Source organism: Microcoleus sp. BROC3 (genome assembly GCF_036702515.1).
Lineage (GTDB): Bacteria > Cyanobacteriota > Cyanobacteriia > Cyanobacteriales > Microcoleaceae > Microcoleus.
In genome coordinates, this window is sequence record NZ_JAUBTQ010000035.1 from 49,270 (window position 1) to 67,742 (window position 18,473).

General features: G+C 45.9%; 11 protein-coding genes and 1 CRISPR repeat array. Of the genes, 4 read left to right on the forward strand and 7 right to left on the reverse strand.

Features of this window, described 5'->3' with window-relative positions; all coding sequences use genetic code 11:
• Nucleotides 1-3: 3 nt before the first annotated feature.
• From cas6 to cas2, 4 genes are all read left to right on the forward strand, one after another.
• A complete protein-coding gene (gene cas6 / locus QUB30_RS21645; protein ID WP_333337310.1) occupies nt 4-837 on the forward strand; it encodes a CRISPR-associated endoribonuclease Cas6 in 834 nt (277 codons plus the stop codon).
• 140 nt (nt 838-977) lie between these two features.
• Nucleotides 978-1,571, forward strand: coding sequence for a CRISPR-associated protein Cas4 (gene cas4 / locus QUB30_RS21650; RefSeq protein ID WP_333337312.1), 594 nt, complete (start codon nt 978-980; stop codon nt 1,569-1,571).
• A 27-nt stretch (nt 1,572-1,598) separates the two neighbouring features.
• The gene (gene cas1d / locus QUB30_RS21655; RefSeq protein ID WP_333337314.1) at nt 1,599-2,600 is read left to right on the forward strand and encodes a type I-D CRISPR-associated endonuclease Cas1d; all 1,002 of its coding nucleotides are present in this window, start codon (nt 1,599-1,601) and stop codon (nt 2,598-2,600) included.
• Nucleotides 2,601-2,602: 2 nt separating this feature from the next.
• Nucleotides 2,603-2,878, forward strand: a complete 276-nt coding sequence (cas2, locus tag QUB30_RS21660; RefSeq protein WP_333337316.1) for a CRISPR-associated endonuclease Cas2 — start codon at nt 2,603-2,605, stop codon at nt 2,876-2,878.
• A gap of 251 nt (nt 2,879-3,129) precedes the next feature.
• A CRISPR array of direct repeats spans nt 3,130-11,309; the repeat unit is 37 nt; unit sequence GCCGCAATTAACCTAAATCCCTATCAGGGATTGAAAC.
• A 196-nt stretch (nt 11,310-11,505) separates the two neighbouring features.
• Here cas2 and QUB30_RS21665 read toward each other — a convergent pair.
• The 7 genes from QUB30_RS21665 to QUB30_RS21695 form a co-directional block, all read right to left on the reverse strand.
• Nucleotides 11,506-12,546, reverse strand: coding sequence for a tetratricopeptide repeat protein (locus tag QUB30_RS21665; protein WP_333337318.1), 1,041 nt, complete (start codon nt 12,544-12,546; stop codon nt 11,506-11,508).
• Between the two features lie 457 nt (nt 12,547-13,003).
• Complete coding sequence (locus QUB30_RS21670; RefSeq protein WP_333337319.1) at nt 13,004-13,777, reverse strand: BMC domain-containing protein; 774 nt, start codon at nt 13,775-13,777, stop codon at nt 13,004-13,006.
• A gap of 204 nt (nt 13,778-13,981) precedes the next feature.
• Complete coding sequence (locus tag QUB30_RS21675; RefSeq protein WP_333337321.1) at nt 13,982-14,638, reverse strand: carbon dioxide concentrating mechanism protein; 657 nt, start codon at nt 14,636-14,638, stop codon at nt 13,982-13,984.
• A gap of 406 nt (nt 14,639-15,044) precedes the next feature.
• Nucleotides 15,045-16,682 carry a ribulose bisphosphate carboxylase small subunit gene (locus tag QUB30_RS21680; protein WP_333337323.1) on the reverse strand — a complete coding sequence of 546 codons (1,638 nt, stop codon included), beginning with the start codon at nt 16,680-16,682 and terminating at the stop codon, nt 15,045-15,047.
• 125 nt (nt 16,683-16,807) lie between these two features.
• A complete protein-coding gene (locus QUB30_RS21685) occupies nt 16,808-17,113 on the reverse strand; it encodes a EutN/CcmL family microcompartment protein (RefSeq protein ID WP_172186882.1) in 306 nt (101 codons plus the stop codon).
• Between the two features lie 256 nt (nt 17,114-17,369).
• The gene (locus QUB30_RS21690; RefSeq protein WP_006635058.1) at nt 17,370-17,711 is read right to left on the reverse strand and encodes a carbon dioxide-concentrating mechanism protein CcmK; all 342 of its coding nucleotides are present in this window, start codon (nt 17,709-17,711) and stop codon (nt 17,370-17,372) included.
• Nucleotides 17,712-17,807: 96 nt separating this feature from the next.
• The gene (locus QUB30_RS21695) at nt 17,808-18,119 is read right to left on the reverse strand and encodes a carbon dioxide-concentrating mechanism protein CcmK (RefSeq protein ID WP_006635059.1); all 312 of its coding nucleotides are present in this window, start codon (nt 18,117-18,119) and stop codon (nt 17,808-17,810) included.
• Between the last annotated feature and the right edge of the window lie 354 nt (nt 18,120-18,473).

Here is an 18,473-nt window from a genome sequence, read left to right on the forward strand (position 1 = left end):
ATTATGCCGCACAGCCTCGTCCTCAACATCCTCCCCCTGGCCCCAATTCCCCCCGGATACCTCACCGGAAGACACCTGCACGCCCTCTTCCTCACCCTCGTGAGCTCCGTTGACAAAAAACTCGGCGATCGCCTCCACGATGCCACCGCCCAAAAATCCTTCACCCTCAGCCCTTTGCAAACTAAAAAATGCCCTTTCAAAAAACACCATTTCCTGCAATGGGAACACACAGAACCGATTCCAGAACATACCCTCTGTTGGTGGCGGATTACTCTGCTTGATGACACTCTATTCGGCAAATTAACTAATCTTTGGCTGAATCTCAATCCCTCGAAGCCGTGGCATTTGGGCCCCGCCGATTTGATGATTACTAAGATTCTGGGAACGCCCCAAGTAGATCAGCCTTGGGCTAATGCTTGCGATTACTCTCAATTGTACGATCGCGCTTCGGAAACTAATCGCTTAATTGCCTTCAGTTTTGCGACTCCTACTACCTTTCGACAGGGAAAATTTGATTCGGTGATTCCTACTAGAGACTGCGTTTTTAACAGTCTCCTCAGTCGCTGGAATAAGTACAGCCCGATCGCAATTCCCGATCAGTCATTCGATGCACTTTTTTCGACTTTTGTCAATATCAAAAGTGAAAAATTGACTAACTATCAAAGCGATTTTGTCGGCATGGTTGGGGAGGTTAGTTATCGGATTTTGGGAGATGTGGAGCCTTTAGCGATTAAGCAAATTAACGCTTTGGCTGATTTTGCTGTTTACTGCGGGGTGGGGAGGAAAACTCCGATGGGGATGGGAATGACTCGGCGGATTGTTGTTAATAAGAGTTAAACGGATTTTGAGGGCGGGCAAGATGCCGGAATTCCAGGGCGGGCAAGATGCCCACCCCACAATAACACTAAACTCTTGTGGAACAGGCATCTTGCCTGTTGCTAATTCCAATTACTAATCTCCTACAAATCATCAAAACTATGAACGATTTTGATTACATTTCTATCGCATCTCTCAACCAGTATTCTTACTGTCCTCACCGCTGCTGGCTGATGTTTTGTGCGGGTGAATTTGCGGACAATCAGTATACCATAGAAGGGACGAGTTTGCACGATCGCGTCCACACGATGGGCGAGATTAATCGCGATGAAACTTGGCAGGTTCGGGCGATTTGGCTGAAATCTGAGCGCTACAAACTGATTGGGAAATCGGATTTGATTGAGTCGGCGGAGGGTGAGATTTATCCGGTGGAATACAAGCGGGGACGGAAGGGGGAATGGGATAACGACGAGTTGCAAGTTTGCGCCCAAGCGCTTTGTTTAGAGGAGATGACGGGGAAAACTATTGCGACTGGATATGTGTATTACGCGCAGTCGCATCAGCGGCAATCAGTGGAGATTTCTGAGCAATTGAGACAAGAAGCGATCGCCACTATCACCGCTATCCAAATTTTGCTGCAAACAGGCAGTATGCCTCGACCTAATTATAGCAAACGCTGTCAAGGTTGCAGCCTTTATCAGCAATGTTTGCCGCACGCTGCTGAGAAAGTCCTGCGCTATCAAGAAGCTAATTAATCCAAACTACAAATTTAGGAGTCAATCATGGGAACACTGTACATCAATCAAGATGATGTGTTTATTGGCAAAACAGATGAACGGCTGAATGTCAAGGCAAAGAATCAAATTTTACAAGATGTGCCTTTGATTCATTTAGATGGAGTGGTGATTTTGGGACGGGCGACTATTTCCCCGGCGGCGATCGCAGAATTGCTACAACGGAAAATTCCTCTGACTTTTATCACCGATACGGGTCACTATTTGGGCAAGCTGGAACCGGAATTAAGTAAAAACATTTTTGTTCGCAATGCTCAGTGGAAAGCGGCGGGGGAAACTCCCCAAGCTATTCATGTTGTCCGGGGTTTTATTCGGGGTAAATTGAAGAATTATCGCACCAGTTTATCTCAAACTCAGCGGGAACATTCGGAAATCAATTTAGCTTCGGCAATTATGCAGATTTCCAATGCGATCGCCAAACTTGACAAAACTGACAATATAGACTCTTTGCGCGCACAGGAAGGTGCTGGAAGTGCGGCATATTTCAGGGTTTTCAACCAATTAATTCGTGCCGAAGGTTTTGTGTTTCAACCGCGACACCGCCCAGCTACCGATCCGGTGAATTCTTTGATGAATTTTGCTTACACGCTGCTGCGTCACGATGTGCAAAGCGCGATTAATATTGTGGGATTTGACCCTTATTTAGGATACCTTCACCTGCAGCGCTACGGCCGCGTGGGTTTAGCGTTTGATTTGATGGAAGAGTTCCGCCCTTTGGTAGCTGACAGTATCATTTTGAATGCGATTAACCGCCGGATTCTGACGCCGAATGATTTTACTGTGGAACCTCTGAGTAATGTGGTGCGACTGTCGGAAACGGGACGGAAAGAGTTTCTGAAGTTGTATGAAAAGAAAAAGCAATCTGAGTTTAAGCATCCTGTTTTGAAACGCAAGTGCACCTATCAAGAAGCTTTTGAAATTCAAGGGCGGCTGTTGGCGAAATATTTGATGGGCGAGATTGACAAATATCCACCTTTAGTTTTGTACTAGATATGCACGTTCTGATTTCTTACGATATTTCGGAAGACAAGCGCCGGACAAAGATTCACAAAATGCTCAAGTCTTACGGGCAGTGGATGCAGTACAGTGTGTTCGAGTGTGCTGATTTGAGCGAGACTCAGTATGCTAAGTTGCGATCGCGCCTGAACAAAGTCATCAAACCCAACGAAGACAGTATTTTGTTTTTTCCGCTGTGCGCGTGCTGTCAGGGTAAGATCGAACGTATTGGTGGGGTAGTGCCAGTCGATCGTACAATATTTTTTGCCTAGTTTCCGTGAATCGGTAGGTGTTAAAATAGGGGTATCAAATTTTTCGGCTCAAACTCATGTCCAGCAAGAGTTTGATGCCCCCAGTCTGAAAAAACGATTCACGGAAATTGTGAAAGCTTTACAGGATAAGGTTTTGGAGTGAGGAAGAAGAATTTGCTATTGACAAGTCAAAGGCTGGGATGGTACTTTTGTTTTAGATTCACGGAACTGAACCTTGAAAACCAAATACAGCAAGGCTTGTGGAACGGGCGGCCGCAATTAACCTAAATCCCTATCAGGGATTGAAACGGCTGCAATTGTTGCAATGCTATGAAAGCCTTTGTGCCGCAATTAACCTAAATCCCTATCAGGGATTGAAACACAAATTGTTACCCTCAGTTGCGGTAACAAAAAGCCGCAATTAACCTAAATCCCTATCAGGGATTGAAACGGTGTTGGCTTTTTGGGTGGAGAACCAAAACCTAAACTAGCCGCAATTAACCTAAATCCCTATCAGGGATTGAAACTTCGCCGCTGCTCAACTGCCAGCCGTGCTCGATAGCGCCGCAATTAACCTAAATCCCTATCAGGGATTGAAACATAAATTGGACAAATATTCTTGCTAACCTTTTCCCGTGCGCCGCAATTAACCTAAATCCCTATCAGGGATTGAAACGTCAATTTCACTAAAAGCAGCGCTCACTGTCCCGGTGCCGCAATTAACCTAAATCCCTATCAGGGATTGAAACCGGAAACATTCCCCCCGGAGAATTTTAACCTATGAAAATTGGCCGCAATTAACCTAAATCCCTATCAGGGATTGAAACAAAAATCAATTGCTGCCATTGTCGGGCTAACTCGAGCCGCAATTAACCTAAATCCCTATCAGGGATTGAAACGAGGCAAAACATTTGTATGATTTCATCTAACAGTTGCCCCATGCCGCAATTAACCTAAATCCCTATCAGGGATTGAAACGATCTGTGAGACTTGCTATTGCGCGATGCTGTGTAAAGCCGCAATTAACCTAAATCCCTATCAGGGATTGAAACTTTACCGTACCGCCGAGTTTTTGCCCGTTTCGGGCCGCAATTAACCTAAATCCCTATCAGGGATTGAAACTTTGAATTAATGGCAGAAAACCAACTAGAAAACACTAAAGCCGCAATTAACCTAAATCCCTATCAGGGATTGAAACTTTTCCTTAAATTCAATTAGCAACCGTCGTTCTTGAAGCCGCAATTAACCTAAATCCCTATCAGGGATTGAAACTGGAGAGAAAGTGCCGCTGATGTGGGGGTGGCTGGCCGCAATTAACCTAAATCCCTATCAGGGATTGAAACAATACGTCAACGCTGCAAACTACCTGCTAAATCTTTACTCAAGCCGCAATTAACCTAAATCCCTATCAGGGATTGAAACAGTTGTGGTGTCGGTTTCACAGGTTGCCGCATTTGATGCCGCAATTAACCTAAATCCCTATCAGGGATTGAAACCGGCAAGCGGTCTATGAATAGCTTCACGCATCGACCGTTTGCCGCAATTAACCTAAATCCCTATCAGGGATTGAAACATGCCGCCCTTAAAGCACAAGTTGAAGAGCTGTTGGCCGCAATTAACCTAAATCCCTATCAGGGATTGAAACTTTCCCAAACTGACAACAACGTATACCCTCAATTTTTCTGCCGCAATTAACCTAAATCCCTATCAGGGATTGAAACTTTGGAGGAGTAGCTCTGCAAACACTGCAAAAGCTAGCCGCAATTAACCTAAATCCCTATCAGGGATTGAAACACGCTTCTTCATAGTTTTATTTCTGGGGATTCACTCTAGGCCGCAATTAACCTAAATCCCTATCAGGGATTGAAACGAAACGGTGTCAAAGACCCTATTCCGAGCAAGCGCCGCAATTAACCTAAATCCCTATCAGGGATTGAAACGTCGTCTTTGTCGGGCAAGCCGAGGTGGTGTTCGCGGAACGAGCCGCAATTAACCTAAATCCCTATCAGGGATTGAAACATTCATAAGCTGTTGCTGCGGGATTTGGAAACCTCACGCCGCAATTAACCTAAATCCCTATCAGGGATTGAAACAGACCTGAAATTACAGCGCAGACAATCGCGATCGAGCCGCAATTAACCTAAATCCCTATCAGGGATTGAAACCCAAGAAAGCAGCGGCGATTTGCAAAAATCGAAAGTGGTGCCGCAATTAACCTAAATCCCTATCAGGGATTGAAACTCTCGCCCTGATGTCAAATCACGCAAGTTGGCAATTGACGCCGCAATTAACCTAAATCCCTATCAGGGATTGAAACTTGAATAGCCAAAATTAGACATCCGGCACTAATCATCGCCGCAATTAACCTAAATCCCTATCAGGGATTGAAACTGAAGTGTAGGAAGTAATTTAATGAACTTAGACTCAGAAGAGCGCCGCAATTAACCTAAATCCCTATCAGGGATTGAAACATTCTATATGTGTTGGCTTGGTATTCATTATGCTATGGCCGCAATTAACCTAAATCCCTATCAGGGATTGAAACTGATTTTTGCCCGCCAGATGCCGCGCCTGGAGCGGTAGATAGCCGCAATTAACCTAAATCCCTATCAGGGATTGAAACTACGATTTAGAATTCACAGAACAGACGGAGGCCGAGCCGCAATTAACCTAAATCCCTATCAGGGATTGAAACCAGCTATCGGAGAAATGCGCGACCGAAAAAACGTCGCCGCAATTAACCTAAATCCCTATCAGGGATTGAAACGGGCCAGGTACGCACTAAATGACATTGATGCGCGCCGCAATTAACCTAAATCCCTATCAGGGATTGAAACCGATGGGCTGTCGATAATGCCTTTCGGCACAAATGGCCGCAATTAACCTAAATCCCTATCAGGGATTGAAACATAGAATACAAATAATCTGAGTGACAAACTCATCTAGCCGCAATTAACCTAAATCCCTATCAGGGATTGAAACCAGCAAAAGCGATCGGGAATTCCCCCAATAATTAAGCCGCAATTAACCTAAATCCCTATCAGGGATTGAAACCAAGGAATTGTGCAGCATTGCAAAATCTAAGCCGCAATTAACCTAAATCCCTATCAGGGATTGAAACAGATATTACACCTATTCTAGTGGTTCAGGAATAGCCGCAATTAACCTAAATCCCTATCAGGGATTGAAACAAATCCTTGGCTGACAGACCGTAACAAAAGGGAATACACGCCGCAATTAACCTAAATCCCTATCAGGGATTGAAACATTCCCGCAAAAGGACCGCCGTTTCCGCTGTTGAAAGCTGTGCCGCAATTAACCTAAATCCCTATCAGGGATTGAAACCAATTTTTGCTGGGTTAAAATCCCTTGCTCGCGGCCGCAATTAACCTAAATCCCTATCAGGGATTGAAACTGCTGCTGTTGCGGAATTTGAGAGAAATTTGTTAGCCGCAATTAACCTAAATCCCTATCAGGGATTGAAACTTTGGCGCTTCTGTGCCTTACCCTGCTAGGGCTAGCCGCAATTAACCTAAATCCCTATCAGGGATTGAAACTTGATCCGTGCCGATATCGATCGACCCGCCGATCGGCCGCCGCAATTAACCTAAATCCCTATCAGGGATTGAAACATTCCGGGGACTAAACTTACTCCTGTAGGCAATCGCCGCAATTAACCTAAATCCCTATCAGGGATTGAAACGTAGACATTGAGACGCCGATCAATCACTGTCTCGAAAAGCCGCAATTAACCTAAATCCCTATCAGGGATTGAAACTTGCAACCGTAGCGCCTTTCACTAGCGGATCTAGCCGCAATTAACCTAAATCCCTATCAGGGATTGAAACCTAGGGTTGCTGTTATGTAAGAACCCAATCTCCAGCGCCGCAATTAACCTAAATCCCTATCAGGGATTGAAACTCGCTTTTGTACTCGAAGCAGAATTTTTACGCGCAAATGGATACAAGCCGCAATTAACCTAAATCCCTATCAGGGATTGAAACAATCCGGTGGTCAAGGCTGAACTGAGACCGATGCCGCAATTAACCTAAATCCCTATCAGGGATTGAAACTAAAGTAGCTTGTTCAAAACCCATGCCAAAAGCATCAGCCGCAATTAACCTAAATCCCTATCAGGGATTGAAACGGTGCTAATAACTGAATGGTTGCTTTTGCAGCATCGGCCGCAATTAACCTAAATCCCTATCAGGGATTGAAACAAATGGCTAGAAGCGCAGCAAATTAAACTCACGGCCGCAATTAACCTAAATCCCTATCAGGGATTGAAACATATTTAATTTCTAATGATGTATAGCCTAGCGAAGCCGCAATTAACCTAAATCCCTATCAGGGATTGAAACTGAGAATGTAGAAGATGAGGAGCGGCCAATCGAGAATCTAGAGGCGCCGCAATTAACCTAAATCCCTATCAGGGATTGAAACGATTTCCGCCTGCTTTTTGCTGGAAAAACCCAGCATTGCCGCAATTAACCTAAATCCCTATCAGGGATTGAAACGTTTGAGCGTTTCTTTTTCCATCTTGCTTATCTGCCGCAATTAACCTAAATCCCTATCAGGGATTGAAACTCTTTTTTCGTAATACAGGCCAGAAAATGCGACTGATACCGCCGCAATTAACCTAAATCCCTATCAGGGATTGAAACAGCTCAAAAGCTCCATCTTGAACCGCTCTGCATCCATGCCGCAATTAACCTAAATCCCTATCAGGGATTGAAACATATAATTGTGATGGCTCCTACTATGCGCTGCATACTACACGCAAGCCGCAATTAACCTAAATCCCTATCAGGGATTGAAACTTTGTAGTCCAGCCGAGCACTGGACTTATTTTTCACGCCGCAATTAACCTAAATCCCTATCAGGGATTGAAACACAGCGGATTTTATATCAAGGATCTTGGCGGCAATTTAGAGCCGCAATTAACCTAAATCCCTATCAGGGATTGAAACCTACCTTGCCAGCAGCTTCCGGCGACTGGCTAGAACTGCCGCAATTAACCTAAATCCCTATCAGGGATTGAAACATACAGACCAGAATAGGCGACTGATACCCGCACTATCGCGCCGCAATTAACCTAAATCCCTATCAGGGATTGAAACGCGATCGCAAAGTTTCCACTTCGGCGCAAATTTTGCCGCAATTAACCTAAATCCCTATCAGGGATTGAAACGTAGTTAGGCAAATGTCTTTTTGGCGAAAATCGGTGAGGCCGCAATTAACCTAAATCCCTATCAGGGATTGAAACTCTACCACACGTCCAATGACTGCATTCAAAATTGCCAATGGCCGCAATTAACCTAAATCCCTATCAGGGATTGAAACATATAATCTTGAGCCGATCGAATCCCTATCCCGCAAGGCCGCAATTAACCTAAATCCCTATCAGGGATTGAAACTTTCGCAGCGGCAACGCTGAAGGGCCGTACACCAGCCGCAATTAACCTAAATCCCTATCAGGGATTGAAACTTTGAGCACATATGCGGATGAGGGGGGATAACCCTGTGTGCCGCAATTAACCTAAATCCCTATCAGGGATTGAAACACCTTGCCCTCCAGCAACTAAAAAAGCATTTGCTATGTCAAGCCGCAATTAACCTAAATCCCTATCAGGGATTGAAACTTGTGGGGGCATTTTAACGCATCCTACCCGGAAGGCCGCAATTAACCTAAATCCCTATCAGGGATTGAAACGTAGAAACTAAATTATTCAGCGCATCAGCGGGAGTAGCGCCGCAATTAACCTAAATCCCTATCAGGGATTGAAACGAATCTAGTTCTTGGGTAATTTCGGTAGCAGCATCGCCGCAATTAACCTAAATCCCTATCAGGGATTGAAACTATTACCAGACTTTAATTAATCTTCCTTCGGGAGGTAGCCGCAATTAACCTAAATCCCTATCAGGGATTGAAACGGGTCTAGCCAGCGCTTGGGAACTTCAAAAGGGAAAGCGCCGCAATTAACCTAAATCCCTATCAGGGATTGAAACGTATCAACTATGTCGCCAACTTTGAAAACTTCCTTTGCCGCAATTAACCTAAATCCCTATCAGGGATTGAAACAAAATCAAAATAAATGCCAAAATCTTTAGAACCTATATGCCGCAATTAACCTAAATCCCTATCAGGGATTGAAACAGCGTGATAAATACCTAAATAAATTTTTTGACCTTCGCCGCAATTAACCTAAATCCCTATCAGGGATTGAAACACTGTGGCTGGCGGCACGGCCGGAGCGGCAACAATTACAGCGCCGCCATTAACCTAAATCCCTATCAGGGATTGAAACCAATCCAGCTAGCATTCCATAAGGATGTTTTTTAGGTGTGTGCCGCAATTAACCTAAATCCCTATCAGGGATTGAAACTAATCAGCAGACGCTAAATCCATTGATTGAAGCGCCGCAATTAACCTAAATCCCTATCAGGGATTGAAACAAAGTAACGGGTGCGGTGCGAACATCAGTCAAACCTGCCGCAATTAACCTAAATCCCTATCAGGGATTGAAACTTACGATCCGTGGAATGATGCAAGAGCTGATGAATGCCGCAATTAACCTAAATCCCTATCAGGGATTGAAACTTCCATCGGCGACATTTCTGAGCCTTGCCCTTGCTGCGAGCCGCAATTAACCTAAATCCCTATCAGGGATTGAAACCGGCGATCGCCTTATAATCCATCCCATCGCCCACAACTTCACAGCCGCAATTAACCTAAATCCCTATCAGGGATTGAAACTTCGGCAACTCCACTGCTGGAGCCGCGCGCATCAAGTGCCGCAATTAACCTAAATCCCTATCAGGGATTGAAACACCCGCGACGGTATTTCTGACGCTCCCAAGTTTTCCAGCCGCAATTAACCTAAATCCCTATCAGGGATTGAAACAGGATCTGATTCAGGAAAGCGCAAGCCCTGAGATGCCGCAATTAACCTAAATCCCTATCAGGGATTGAAACGAGTCTATGCCAGAAGAAGCCACAAAACAAGAAATTGCGCCGCAATTAACCTAAATCCCTATCAGGGATTGAAACGAGTAGACCAGATCGTTCCCGTGCCATAACAGCAATTATGCCGCAATTAACCTAAATCCCTATCAGGGATTGAAACTTTTTGCTAGCAACGGAGCTTGAGGTATTTCATGCCGCAATTAACCTAAATCCCTATCAGGGATTGAAACTTGGATTAGCTAGGGCTTGGTTGATGCCCGCGATCGCCTGCCGCAATTAACCTAAATCCCTATCAGGGATTGAAACCGTACTTCTAGTGGACACTCAGAAGAGTGGTATTTACCAGCCGCAATTAACCTAAATCCCTATCAGGGATTGAAACGATTCCAAGCCAATCAAAGTGGTGCGACAGCCGGGAGAGCCGCAATTAACCTAAATCCCTATCAGGGATTGAAACGCTGAAGTTCTTCATTAGCGCGGCGAAGTCGCTCGCCGCAATTAACCTAAATCCCTATCAGGGATTGAAACTTAAGCGCGCAATCCGCCGAAACAAAACGCGGATAAAGCCGCAATTAACCTAAATCCCTATCAGGGATTGAAACAAACAGCTATTACTTACTGGAAAAAGCCGATAGTATGCCGCAATTAACCTAAATCCCTATCAGGGATTGAAACACCGACAATATTTCGGTAGCCAAAGTTCGGGCAGAGCCGCAATTAACCTAAATCCCTATCAGGGATTGAAACTCAAAAAGACTTAGAGACGGTTGTATACTCACTAGCCGCAATTAACCTAAATCCCTATCAGGGATTGAAACGCGATCGCATCTGCGCCCATTCTCTGAGTACAGATGGCCGGCCGCAATTAACCTAAATCCCTATCAGGGATTGAAACTGATTGCCCATCTTTCCGCTGCGAATAAAAATGAAGCCGCAATTAACCTAAATCCCTATCAGGGATTGAAACAGCAGCAGTCAGCGGCCGCCGCAACGCTGCCGCATCCGGCAGCCGCAATTAACCTAAATCCCTATCAGGGATTGAAACGAGGATAAATCCGAAGTAACTTCCTGGTTTGTCGGCCGCAATTAACCTAAATCCCTATCAGGGATTGAAACTGTAGGCATTTCAGGATTTGGTAAACCCTGATTATTCTCGCCGCAATTAACCTAAATCCCTATCAGGGATTGAAACTCAGATTACCAGTCTACAAAACAGAATAAACACCGCCGGCCGCAATTAACCTAAATCCCTATCAGGGATTGAAACTGATTATTTCTATATTGAGAACGGGGAATCATACAAAGCCGCAATTAACCTAAATCCCTATCAGGGATTGAAACGAAGTGGTTACAAGCAAGCTAAGCGACGAATTTTGCCGCAATTAACCTAAATCCCTATCAGGGATTGAAACCGGCGGCAAGGGCAGAGAGATATTCAACTCGCTTGGGCCGCAATTAACCTAAATCCCTATCAGGGATTGAAACTTCTGTGACCTACATCTTGGAGTATAAGATGTAGGGTGCGTGACTGTGAATAGATTGGGGCTTGTGTAGAACGCTTCAATCATCACACACAGTAACTTGCTCGTGCAGTGCGAGCATCCGGCTGGGGAAAAGAGCGCTCACAAGTGCAGTGCGATCGTCCCAGTCCCACTCAGACAAAATATGACTGCCGACTCATTCAATCATTGAGAAACTCACCTTCACAGATAATAGAGTCTCTGTTCTCCAAATCTTCTTGATTCCAGACCGCGTTTAATGCTGCCGAACTTAAGGAAGTTGACATGGTATTTAAGGTTGTGTTGTAGTATTCGACAGCATTATTAAGTTCTACCTGTGGCGCTTCCTTAAAGTACGAATTAATATCAGGCGTGCACCGCTGTGCCTGGTAGTATAAATAAGATTCAGCATTAATGCACATTACGTGGTAAAAATCCTTATTTGCTGCCTCTACATCTCCAAGTTTATACAGCGCTAAACCCCGGTTGAGATAAGCTTTAACATAGTTCGGATCGAGTTCCACTGCTTTGTTAAAGTCTTCAATTGCAAGCTGCATTTGTTTTAATTTATAGCGAACGCAACCTCTGTTATAATACGCATAAACATTTTTTGGATCGATGCCGAGTGCAGTGTTGTAATCGGCGATCGCCTGCGTATTGTTTCCTAATTGGTGATAAGAGAGACCGCGATTTATGTAAGCTTTGATATATCTAGGATTTAACCGCAGCGTTTCGTTAAAGTTCTCCGTTGCTGCCTCTTTTTCTCCCAAAAGGTAGTAAGCGCGCCCCCGGTTATAATAAGTTTTATAATTGTGGGAATTGATAGAGAGAGCTCGATTGTAGTCTTCAATTGCTTCTTCGTAATGTCCTAAATTAGCAAGTACGAGTCCCCGGTTGTTGTAGATAGCGTGGCTGTCAGGCTTACTTGCTAAAGCGCAGTTGAGATCGTCAATGGCTTTGTCGTGTTCTCCCAGATGGCGCCAAGCATTGCCTCTATTCAAGTAAGCCTCAAACAAATTAGGATTGATATCTAGTGCTTGGCTGAGGTCTGCGATCGCCTTTTGATAGTCTTTCATGTAATAGTAAACCAAGCCGCGATTGTTATAGGCTTTGGCATCGGCGGGATTGACTTGCAATATCCGATCGAAGTCCTCAAGTGCCGCTTCGTAGTTTCCTCTCTTGGCCCTGTGCAAACCGCGTTTGTAAAATTGTTTGAGGTTCATAGGTCAACTTTCAGGATTGCTTGATTCTGGGGTTGATTCTTGTGCAGTCAGTGTTGAGTTCGAGAGGCCCTAATCTGTTGAAAGAGCATCCACTCGCAACCAGAGTCACTCTTGACTGATTCTAGGCAATCTACCGGAAACAGGATTTTATGTTTATTTTAACAGCAGTTAAATCCTGTTGAAAGAGCCTGCACCTCGCCTGGATTTAGTTCGTCAGTTCGATTCTTTACCCGATCGACTTTCGCTTAAAAGTCTAGTTTTACTTGGTGCTCTGTATCTCTGGATGCGGCTGCGACCGGCTCGATCGCCAAATTAAGTTTGAGACAGCTACTCAGTATAAATTGTTGCCAGCAGTACCACTGAGTAAAATTTATATCTTTTTAATAAACTTCGTCTCAGTATTTGCAGCACGTCTCTACAAACTTTTGTTGCCTAATTACCCATTACCCATTACCAATCACCGATTGATTTCCTCTTCCACATAAACAGTCAATTTCTCCAAATCTGGAAGTTCGATCAATTCTTGTTCCTTTTCCTTAACCGACACCGGCATCATCACTGGTTGACGCTGCTCAATCCAGCAACTTGCCAGCGGTAAAGTTTGTTCCAAATCTTCCAAAGGCCTGGGAATTACCATCACCGCGTTCAACTCGCCAATTCGCTCAGCTTCGTACATCCCGGCTTCTACGGCTACTGCTACATCTGCAACTGCACCGCGAATAATTGCCGTACACAAACCTGCTCCAATTTTCTCGTAAGCTGCCAAGTGTACGTCTGCTGATTTGAGCATAGCATCGCAAGCACCGACCATTGCCGGAAATCCCCGCGTTTCCAGCAAACCGATCGCCTGATTGCTCAGCCGAGAATAACTGCCGCTTTCCGACAGTTGAGTCAGGCGAAAGCCGATCGGCAAAACCACTTCCAAATTAGCCAAAGGTCTAGCAATCACCAACTTAGAAACAAACTGCCCGAACTGTTCGGCTGTTTGAGCTCCAGCTTCCACAGCCAAGCGCACATCGGAAATTCGGCCGCGGACGATCGCCGTACAGTGACCGGAACCAATTTTTTCGTATCCTACTAAAATCACTCCTGCCGACTTCAGCATCATGTCAGCAGTCCCGACAATTGCCGGAAAACTCTTGGTGGATACCAAACCCAAAGCAGTGTCTTTGAAGTATTCCTGGCGCTGCGATCGCTCTTGGTGACTGTTACGATCTGTTTGTCCGTCCATCTTCTATTACCCTTAGAAACTTCCCAAAATAAAAATTTGTTGATAGTTTTAGTTTGTCAGATGAGAAGACAGACTGCACAAGCTGTAAGACACAGATTTCTGCTGCAAGGCATTAAAAAGTGCTGGGCGACCAATAATATTAGATTACCTATTGATATTTCATCTTTCTGCCTTCAGCATAGCTGCCTTTTGCCGAAAAAACGACTACCCGGAACCGCCCGAGAGAGTTTGACCGTTTTCCTCCGATCGACTAAAAGCTTGTCGGTGTGGAAACAGCGTCCCCAGCAGCCGATTGATGTGATCTTGGCCGTACAAAATAGTTGGCGTTTCCCCTGGTTGGGGGGATTGCTCTGCGGCGGATTCGGGCACTGCTTCGGGAGTCTGCGGCGACGTTTGAGGATGTGTTTGGGGGGGTTCTGGCGGCTCGATCGGTCGATCGACTGGTGGCGTAGTGGCAGAGGGGGTTTCCGGTGCTGCGGTTGCTTCTGGGGTTGCTTCTGGGGTTGCTTGGCGGCTGGTATCTCCGATTAGAGAACCGGCCGGCAAAATTTCCCTTTGAGCGATACAAGGGTCGATCAGCGTCGTCCCCGCGCCTATACAGGCATTTGCCCCGATCGTTCCCCCACCTACCACCAGCACCCCTGCACCCAGAATAACGCCCGCTCCGATTTCCAGATTACCTTCACGGGCGTGAAGGATAACTCCCATGCCGATACACGCACCGGCGGCGATCGAAATCCGGCTGCCCGGATCTGCTTGCAGGATTGCTCCTGGGGCGATCGCCGCACTCTCATTCACAACTACATCGCCACTCATCAAAATCTGAGAGTTGCTACTTAATTGCAGTGGCGATACATACATTCAACTTCACCATGAAAGGAGCTATGATTTTAGATACAAAGACTTTAAATTATGGGTTTTCTCGACTGCTATGGCAAAAGCAAGAAAGAAGAAGGCTTTAGTTATCTATGAGAGAAGTCAGAAGCAATCGACCGCATGGGAAAAGTGCAATTAAGAACATCCTCACTGTCGGGCGCGGTTGCTGTAAATTTAACCAGGTCAATCTAAGAAACGAGAATTTACTATGTTGAGAAGCTTGATGCTTTAACGTTGTTTTCTAGAAAGTTTCACAAGATTCTAGATTTTGACCAAGAGTTCTCAATCGAGCTTTTTAACTATCTCAAATCCAACTTCAATCCGCTTGGGTTTCTCCCGTGGGCCCCAGCGCGAGGACTCAACGGGAGAAACCAGCTAATTACCTAGCAAATTAAGGTCGTTGGATAATCTCTTCTAGCACCCGGCGCTTGGCTTTCGAGTCGATACCCAGCAAGCGGACGTACTCGCCGCTGTGTTCTTTGAGACAGCTTTCGAGGGCCGAAATAACTTCGGATTCGCGGTTGGAAGAGATCGGCGCGCAACTGCTCCAAGAACCGGTGCGGAAACGGCGCGCGTCGGCGTGTTCCGTGCCAATTTTGTAGCCTTGGGAAAGCAGGTTGCGGATTTGGTCGATCGTCTTGCCGGTCAAACTTCCGCTGCTCGCCGAACCAGTCGAAGCTGCTTTGTATCCCGATGTTGCAGCCGGCTTAGCCGATTGAGCAACTGGGCCGTCGGGACGCTGAATAATTTCTTCAACCACGCGCCGCTTCGCTTTCGGGTCAATGCCGATCAAGCGCACGTACTCGCCCGGGTACTGGTTCATCACATCTTCCAAAGCGGCGATCGCCTCAGATTCATTTCTCACTTGCAGCGAAGCCCCGCTTTGCCAAGAACTGGTGCGGAAGCGGCGCGCGTCGGCGTGTTCTGTCCCCACCTTGTAGCCTTGAGCTAGCAAGCCGCGAACCTGAGCCACTGTTTCGGCACTCAATTTGCCGCTTGACACTGAACCGCTATTGTGGTATGAAGCTTGTTGTGCAACTTTACCGTTAGACTTGTGAGTTTGCGCGCCGTTAGAACCGTTAGAGCCGTTGTCTCCCGGTCTTTGGACGATTTCTTCTAGTACGCGGCGCTTGGCTTTGGTGTCAATTCCGATCAAGCGGACGTATTCTCCTTCGTGCTCGGCCATGCAAGCTGACAAAGCCGCGATCACTTCTGAATCGCGGGTTGAGGAAATCGGGCCGCAAGTACGCCAAGAACCGGTACGGAAGCGGCGTGCGTCGGCGTGTTCGGCTCCCACGCTGTATCCTTGGGCTAGTAAATTGCGGATGCTATCGGCAAGAGTTGAACTCAATTGGGTGCCGGCATGGGTAGAATATTTGGTTTGAGTCATATTTGGGTTTTTAGTTTGCTCGTTGCGAATTGGTGCTAGACAGGCGATGTTCTCAGCGCAGCGATAACCCGTTCTCAGAGCGTCATTGATGCCGATGACATGGGTCGCAAATTGAACGTCAGAATCTAGAACGTCAGGCAAGCGATCGGCTTGCTTCTGATTAGTGATGATGGCTCCCGAAGGTACGTACTTACCGGGGGGAATCTCCACATCTTTAATTAGTACGTGCATCATGACAATGCAGCCGTTGCCCACTCTGGCATTGAACACCGTAGAGCGAAAGCCGATAAAGCAGTCGTCGCCCACGTACGCAGGGCCGTGAATTAAACTCATGTGGGTGAGGGAAGTATTTTTCCCCACCCACACAGAATAGGATTTGTCGTCGTCTCCTGTGACTCGGCCTTGTTCTAGACCGTGAATCACTACTCCGTCTTGAATGTTGCTTCCTTCTCCAATATAAAAAGGAGTGCCTTCATCGGCGCGGATAGATGTCCCGGGGGCAATCATCACATTAGAACCGATATGCACATCCCCAATAATGTTAGAAAAGGAATGTACGAAGGCGGTATCGTGAATTTTCGGCTCAGCCAAGTTTTTCGACCAAGGCGTCGGGGGAGCCGCAACGTTGCGGACTGCCATAAATTAAGTTCTCCTAAGCTGAAAAATCTTTTTGTTAGTTGTTAGTTGTTAGTTGTTAGTTGTTAGTTGTTAGTTGTTAGTTGTTAGTTATTTTTCCACTAACTGCTAACTGCTAACGGTTGCAACTAGCGGTACGGGTCGTCTTTTTTACTGTAAATGAGGCGGTTTTCTACATTGACAGTATCTATAATGCCTACTACTAGAGCATCGATCGGACGGTTTTCACTTCCGGGCGCGATCCGGGCTGCGCTGCCTCGGGTTACTAAAACCCATTCATCTATACCAGCGCCCACACAGTCAGCGGCTACCTCATAGCCGGGAACTGGTGAACCTTCCTCATCGATGAATTGCAGCAGGAGAAATTTCGATCCTCTCAGCGTCGGCTCTTTTTGGGTACTGACAACTGTGCCGAGAACTTTGGCCATTTGCATTTTAGGTAATAGGTAATTGGTAATTGGTAATTGTCATTGTTTACAATGTCACTTGTTTTTTTTTATTAGCTCTGTCCGATGTCCGGTGTCGGTTTTTTAGAGCTTCGTCTAGTAACTAATGACTCATGACTCATGACTCATGACTAATAACCAATATCCCATGCCCACCTCAATTAAAAATTAAAAATGCTAAATCAAAAACATCGCGATTTTTAATTTTTAATTACCAAACGCCCCTAACAGCCAAGAGCCTATCTTACGATCTGTTGAGGGGGCGAATGCCGCTGACGCCTTCACGGAACTGTTCTACAGCTTCTGTGTAGCGAATGGGCAACACGTACTCTAAGTTTTCGTGAGGGCGGGCGATAATGTGGGTGGACATCACTTGTCCGCCGTTAACGCGCTTCACTGACTCTACTCCGGCGGCGACGGAAGCTTGCACTTCCGAGACATCTCCTCTTACAATGACCGTAACGCGAGCGCTACCGATTTTTTCGTAGCCTACCAAGGTGACGCGGGCTGCTTTGACCATCGCGTCAGCGGCTTCTACAACTGCGGGGAAGCCTAAGGTTTCGATCATGCCAACTGCAATTGCCATTGGTTTTACTCCTGATTGAATATTTGGGGAACTAAACTGTTAATTTTTGAAGTTCGCACAAATTTTCGTTTTACGAAATTTTTGTGCGCTAAGAACTTAGTAGCCTCGGAACTGTTCTACTGCTTCTGTATATCGAATCGGCAGAACGTATTCTAGGTTTTCGTGGGGGCGAGCGATGATGTGGGTAGAGACGACTTCTCCGCCGTTCACCCGCTTGACGGATTCCACTCCGGCTGCCACAGAGGCTTGGACTTCCGACACGTTGCCGCGCACAATTACTGTGACGCGGGCGCTGCCGATTTTTTCATAGCCCACGAGGGTAACGCGGGCAGCTTTGACCATCGCATCGGCAGCTTCCACAACAGCGGGAAAACCTTTTGTCTCAATCATTCCCACGGCAATTGACATTTTTGAATCTCCTTTGAGGATTAGCGGAATTACCGTTACAAATCTTTGAGAAATCTAAAAATTTGGACGGGGAGGCCCACATTCTTTAGTAATGCTGTGTAAAGCTTCCTATCCTTTAAGAATAGGGGAAGCTGTCCACCTTGACAATATAAACTAACATCATAATGTTTAATAACAAAAATTAAATTTTTTTATGTTACTTCAAATAATTTAATATTTATTTAATAATCTTAATATTGAGATGAGTAGATGTCGGCGGCGATCGGGGAGTCGAGTAAGTAAAAATACCTTTAAAGTAGAGTTCGGTAGGTGAAGTCGGCGCTTCTCAGTGTCGGAAAACTTGGGGATTTCAAA

Coding starts and splice junctions, on each gene's coding strand:
- QUB30_RS21670 (WP_333337319.1), bottom strand. CDS start 13,777: ATGGACGGACAAACAGATCGTAACAGTCACCAAGAGCGATCGCAGCGC.
- cas4 (WP_333337312.1), top strand. CDS start 978: ATGAACGATTTTGATTACATTTCTATCGCATCTCTCAACCAGTATTCT.
- QUB30_RS21675 (WP_333337321.1), bottom strand. CDS start 14,638: ATGTATGTATCGCCACTGCAATTAAGTAGCAACTCTCAGATTTTGATG.
- cas1d (WP_333337314.1), top strand. CDS start 1,599: ATGGGAACACTGTACATCAATCAAGATGATGTGTTTATTGGCAAAACA.
- QUB30_RS21665 (WP_333337318.1), bottom strand. CDS start 12,546: ATGAACCTCAAACAATTTTACAAACGCGGTTTGCACAGGGCCAAGAGA.
- cas6 (WP_333337310.1), top strand. CDS start 4: ATGCCGCACAGCCTCGTCCTCAACATCCTCCCCCTGGCCCCAATTCCC.
- QUB30_RS21695 (WP_006635059.1), bottom strand. CDS start 18,119: ATGTCAATTGCCGTGGGAATGATTGAGACAAAAGGTTTTCCCGCTGTT.
- QUB30_RS21680 (WP_333337323.1), bottom strand. CDS start 16,682: ATGGCAGTCCGCAACGTTGCGGCTCCCCCGACGCCTTGGTCGAAAAAC.
- QUB30_RS21690 (WP_006635058.1), bottom strand. CDS start 17,711: ATGGCAATTGCAGTTGGCATGATCGAAACCTTAGGCTTCCCCGCAGTT.
- QUB30_RS21685 (WP_172186882.1), bottom strand. CDS start 17,113: ATGCAAATGGCCAAAGTTCTCGGCACAGTTGTCAGTACCCAAAAAGAG.
- cas2 (WP_333337316.1), top strand. CDS start 2,603: ATGCACGTTCTGATTTCTTACGATATTTCGGAAGACAAGCGCCGGACA.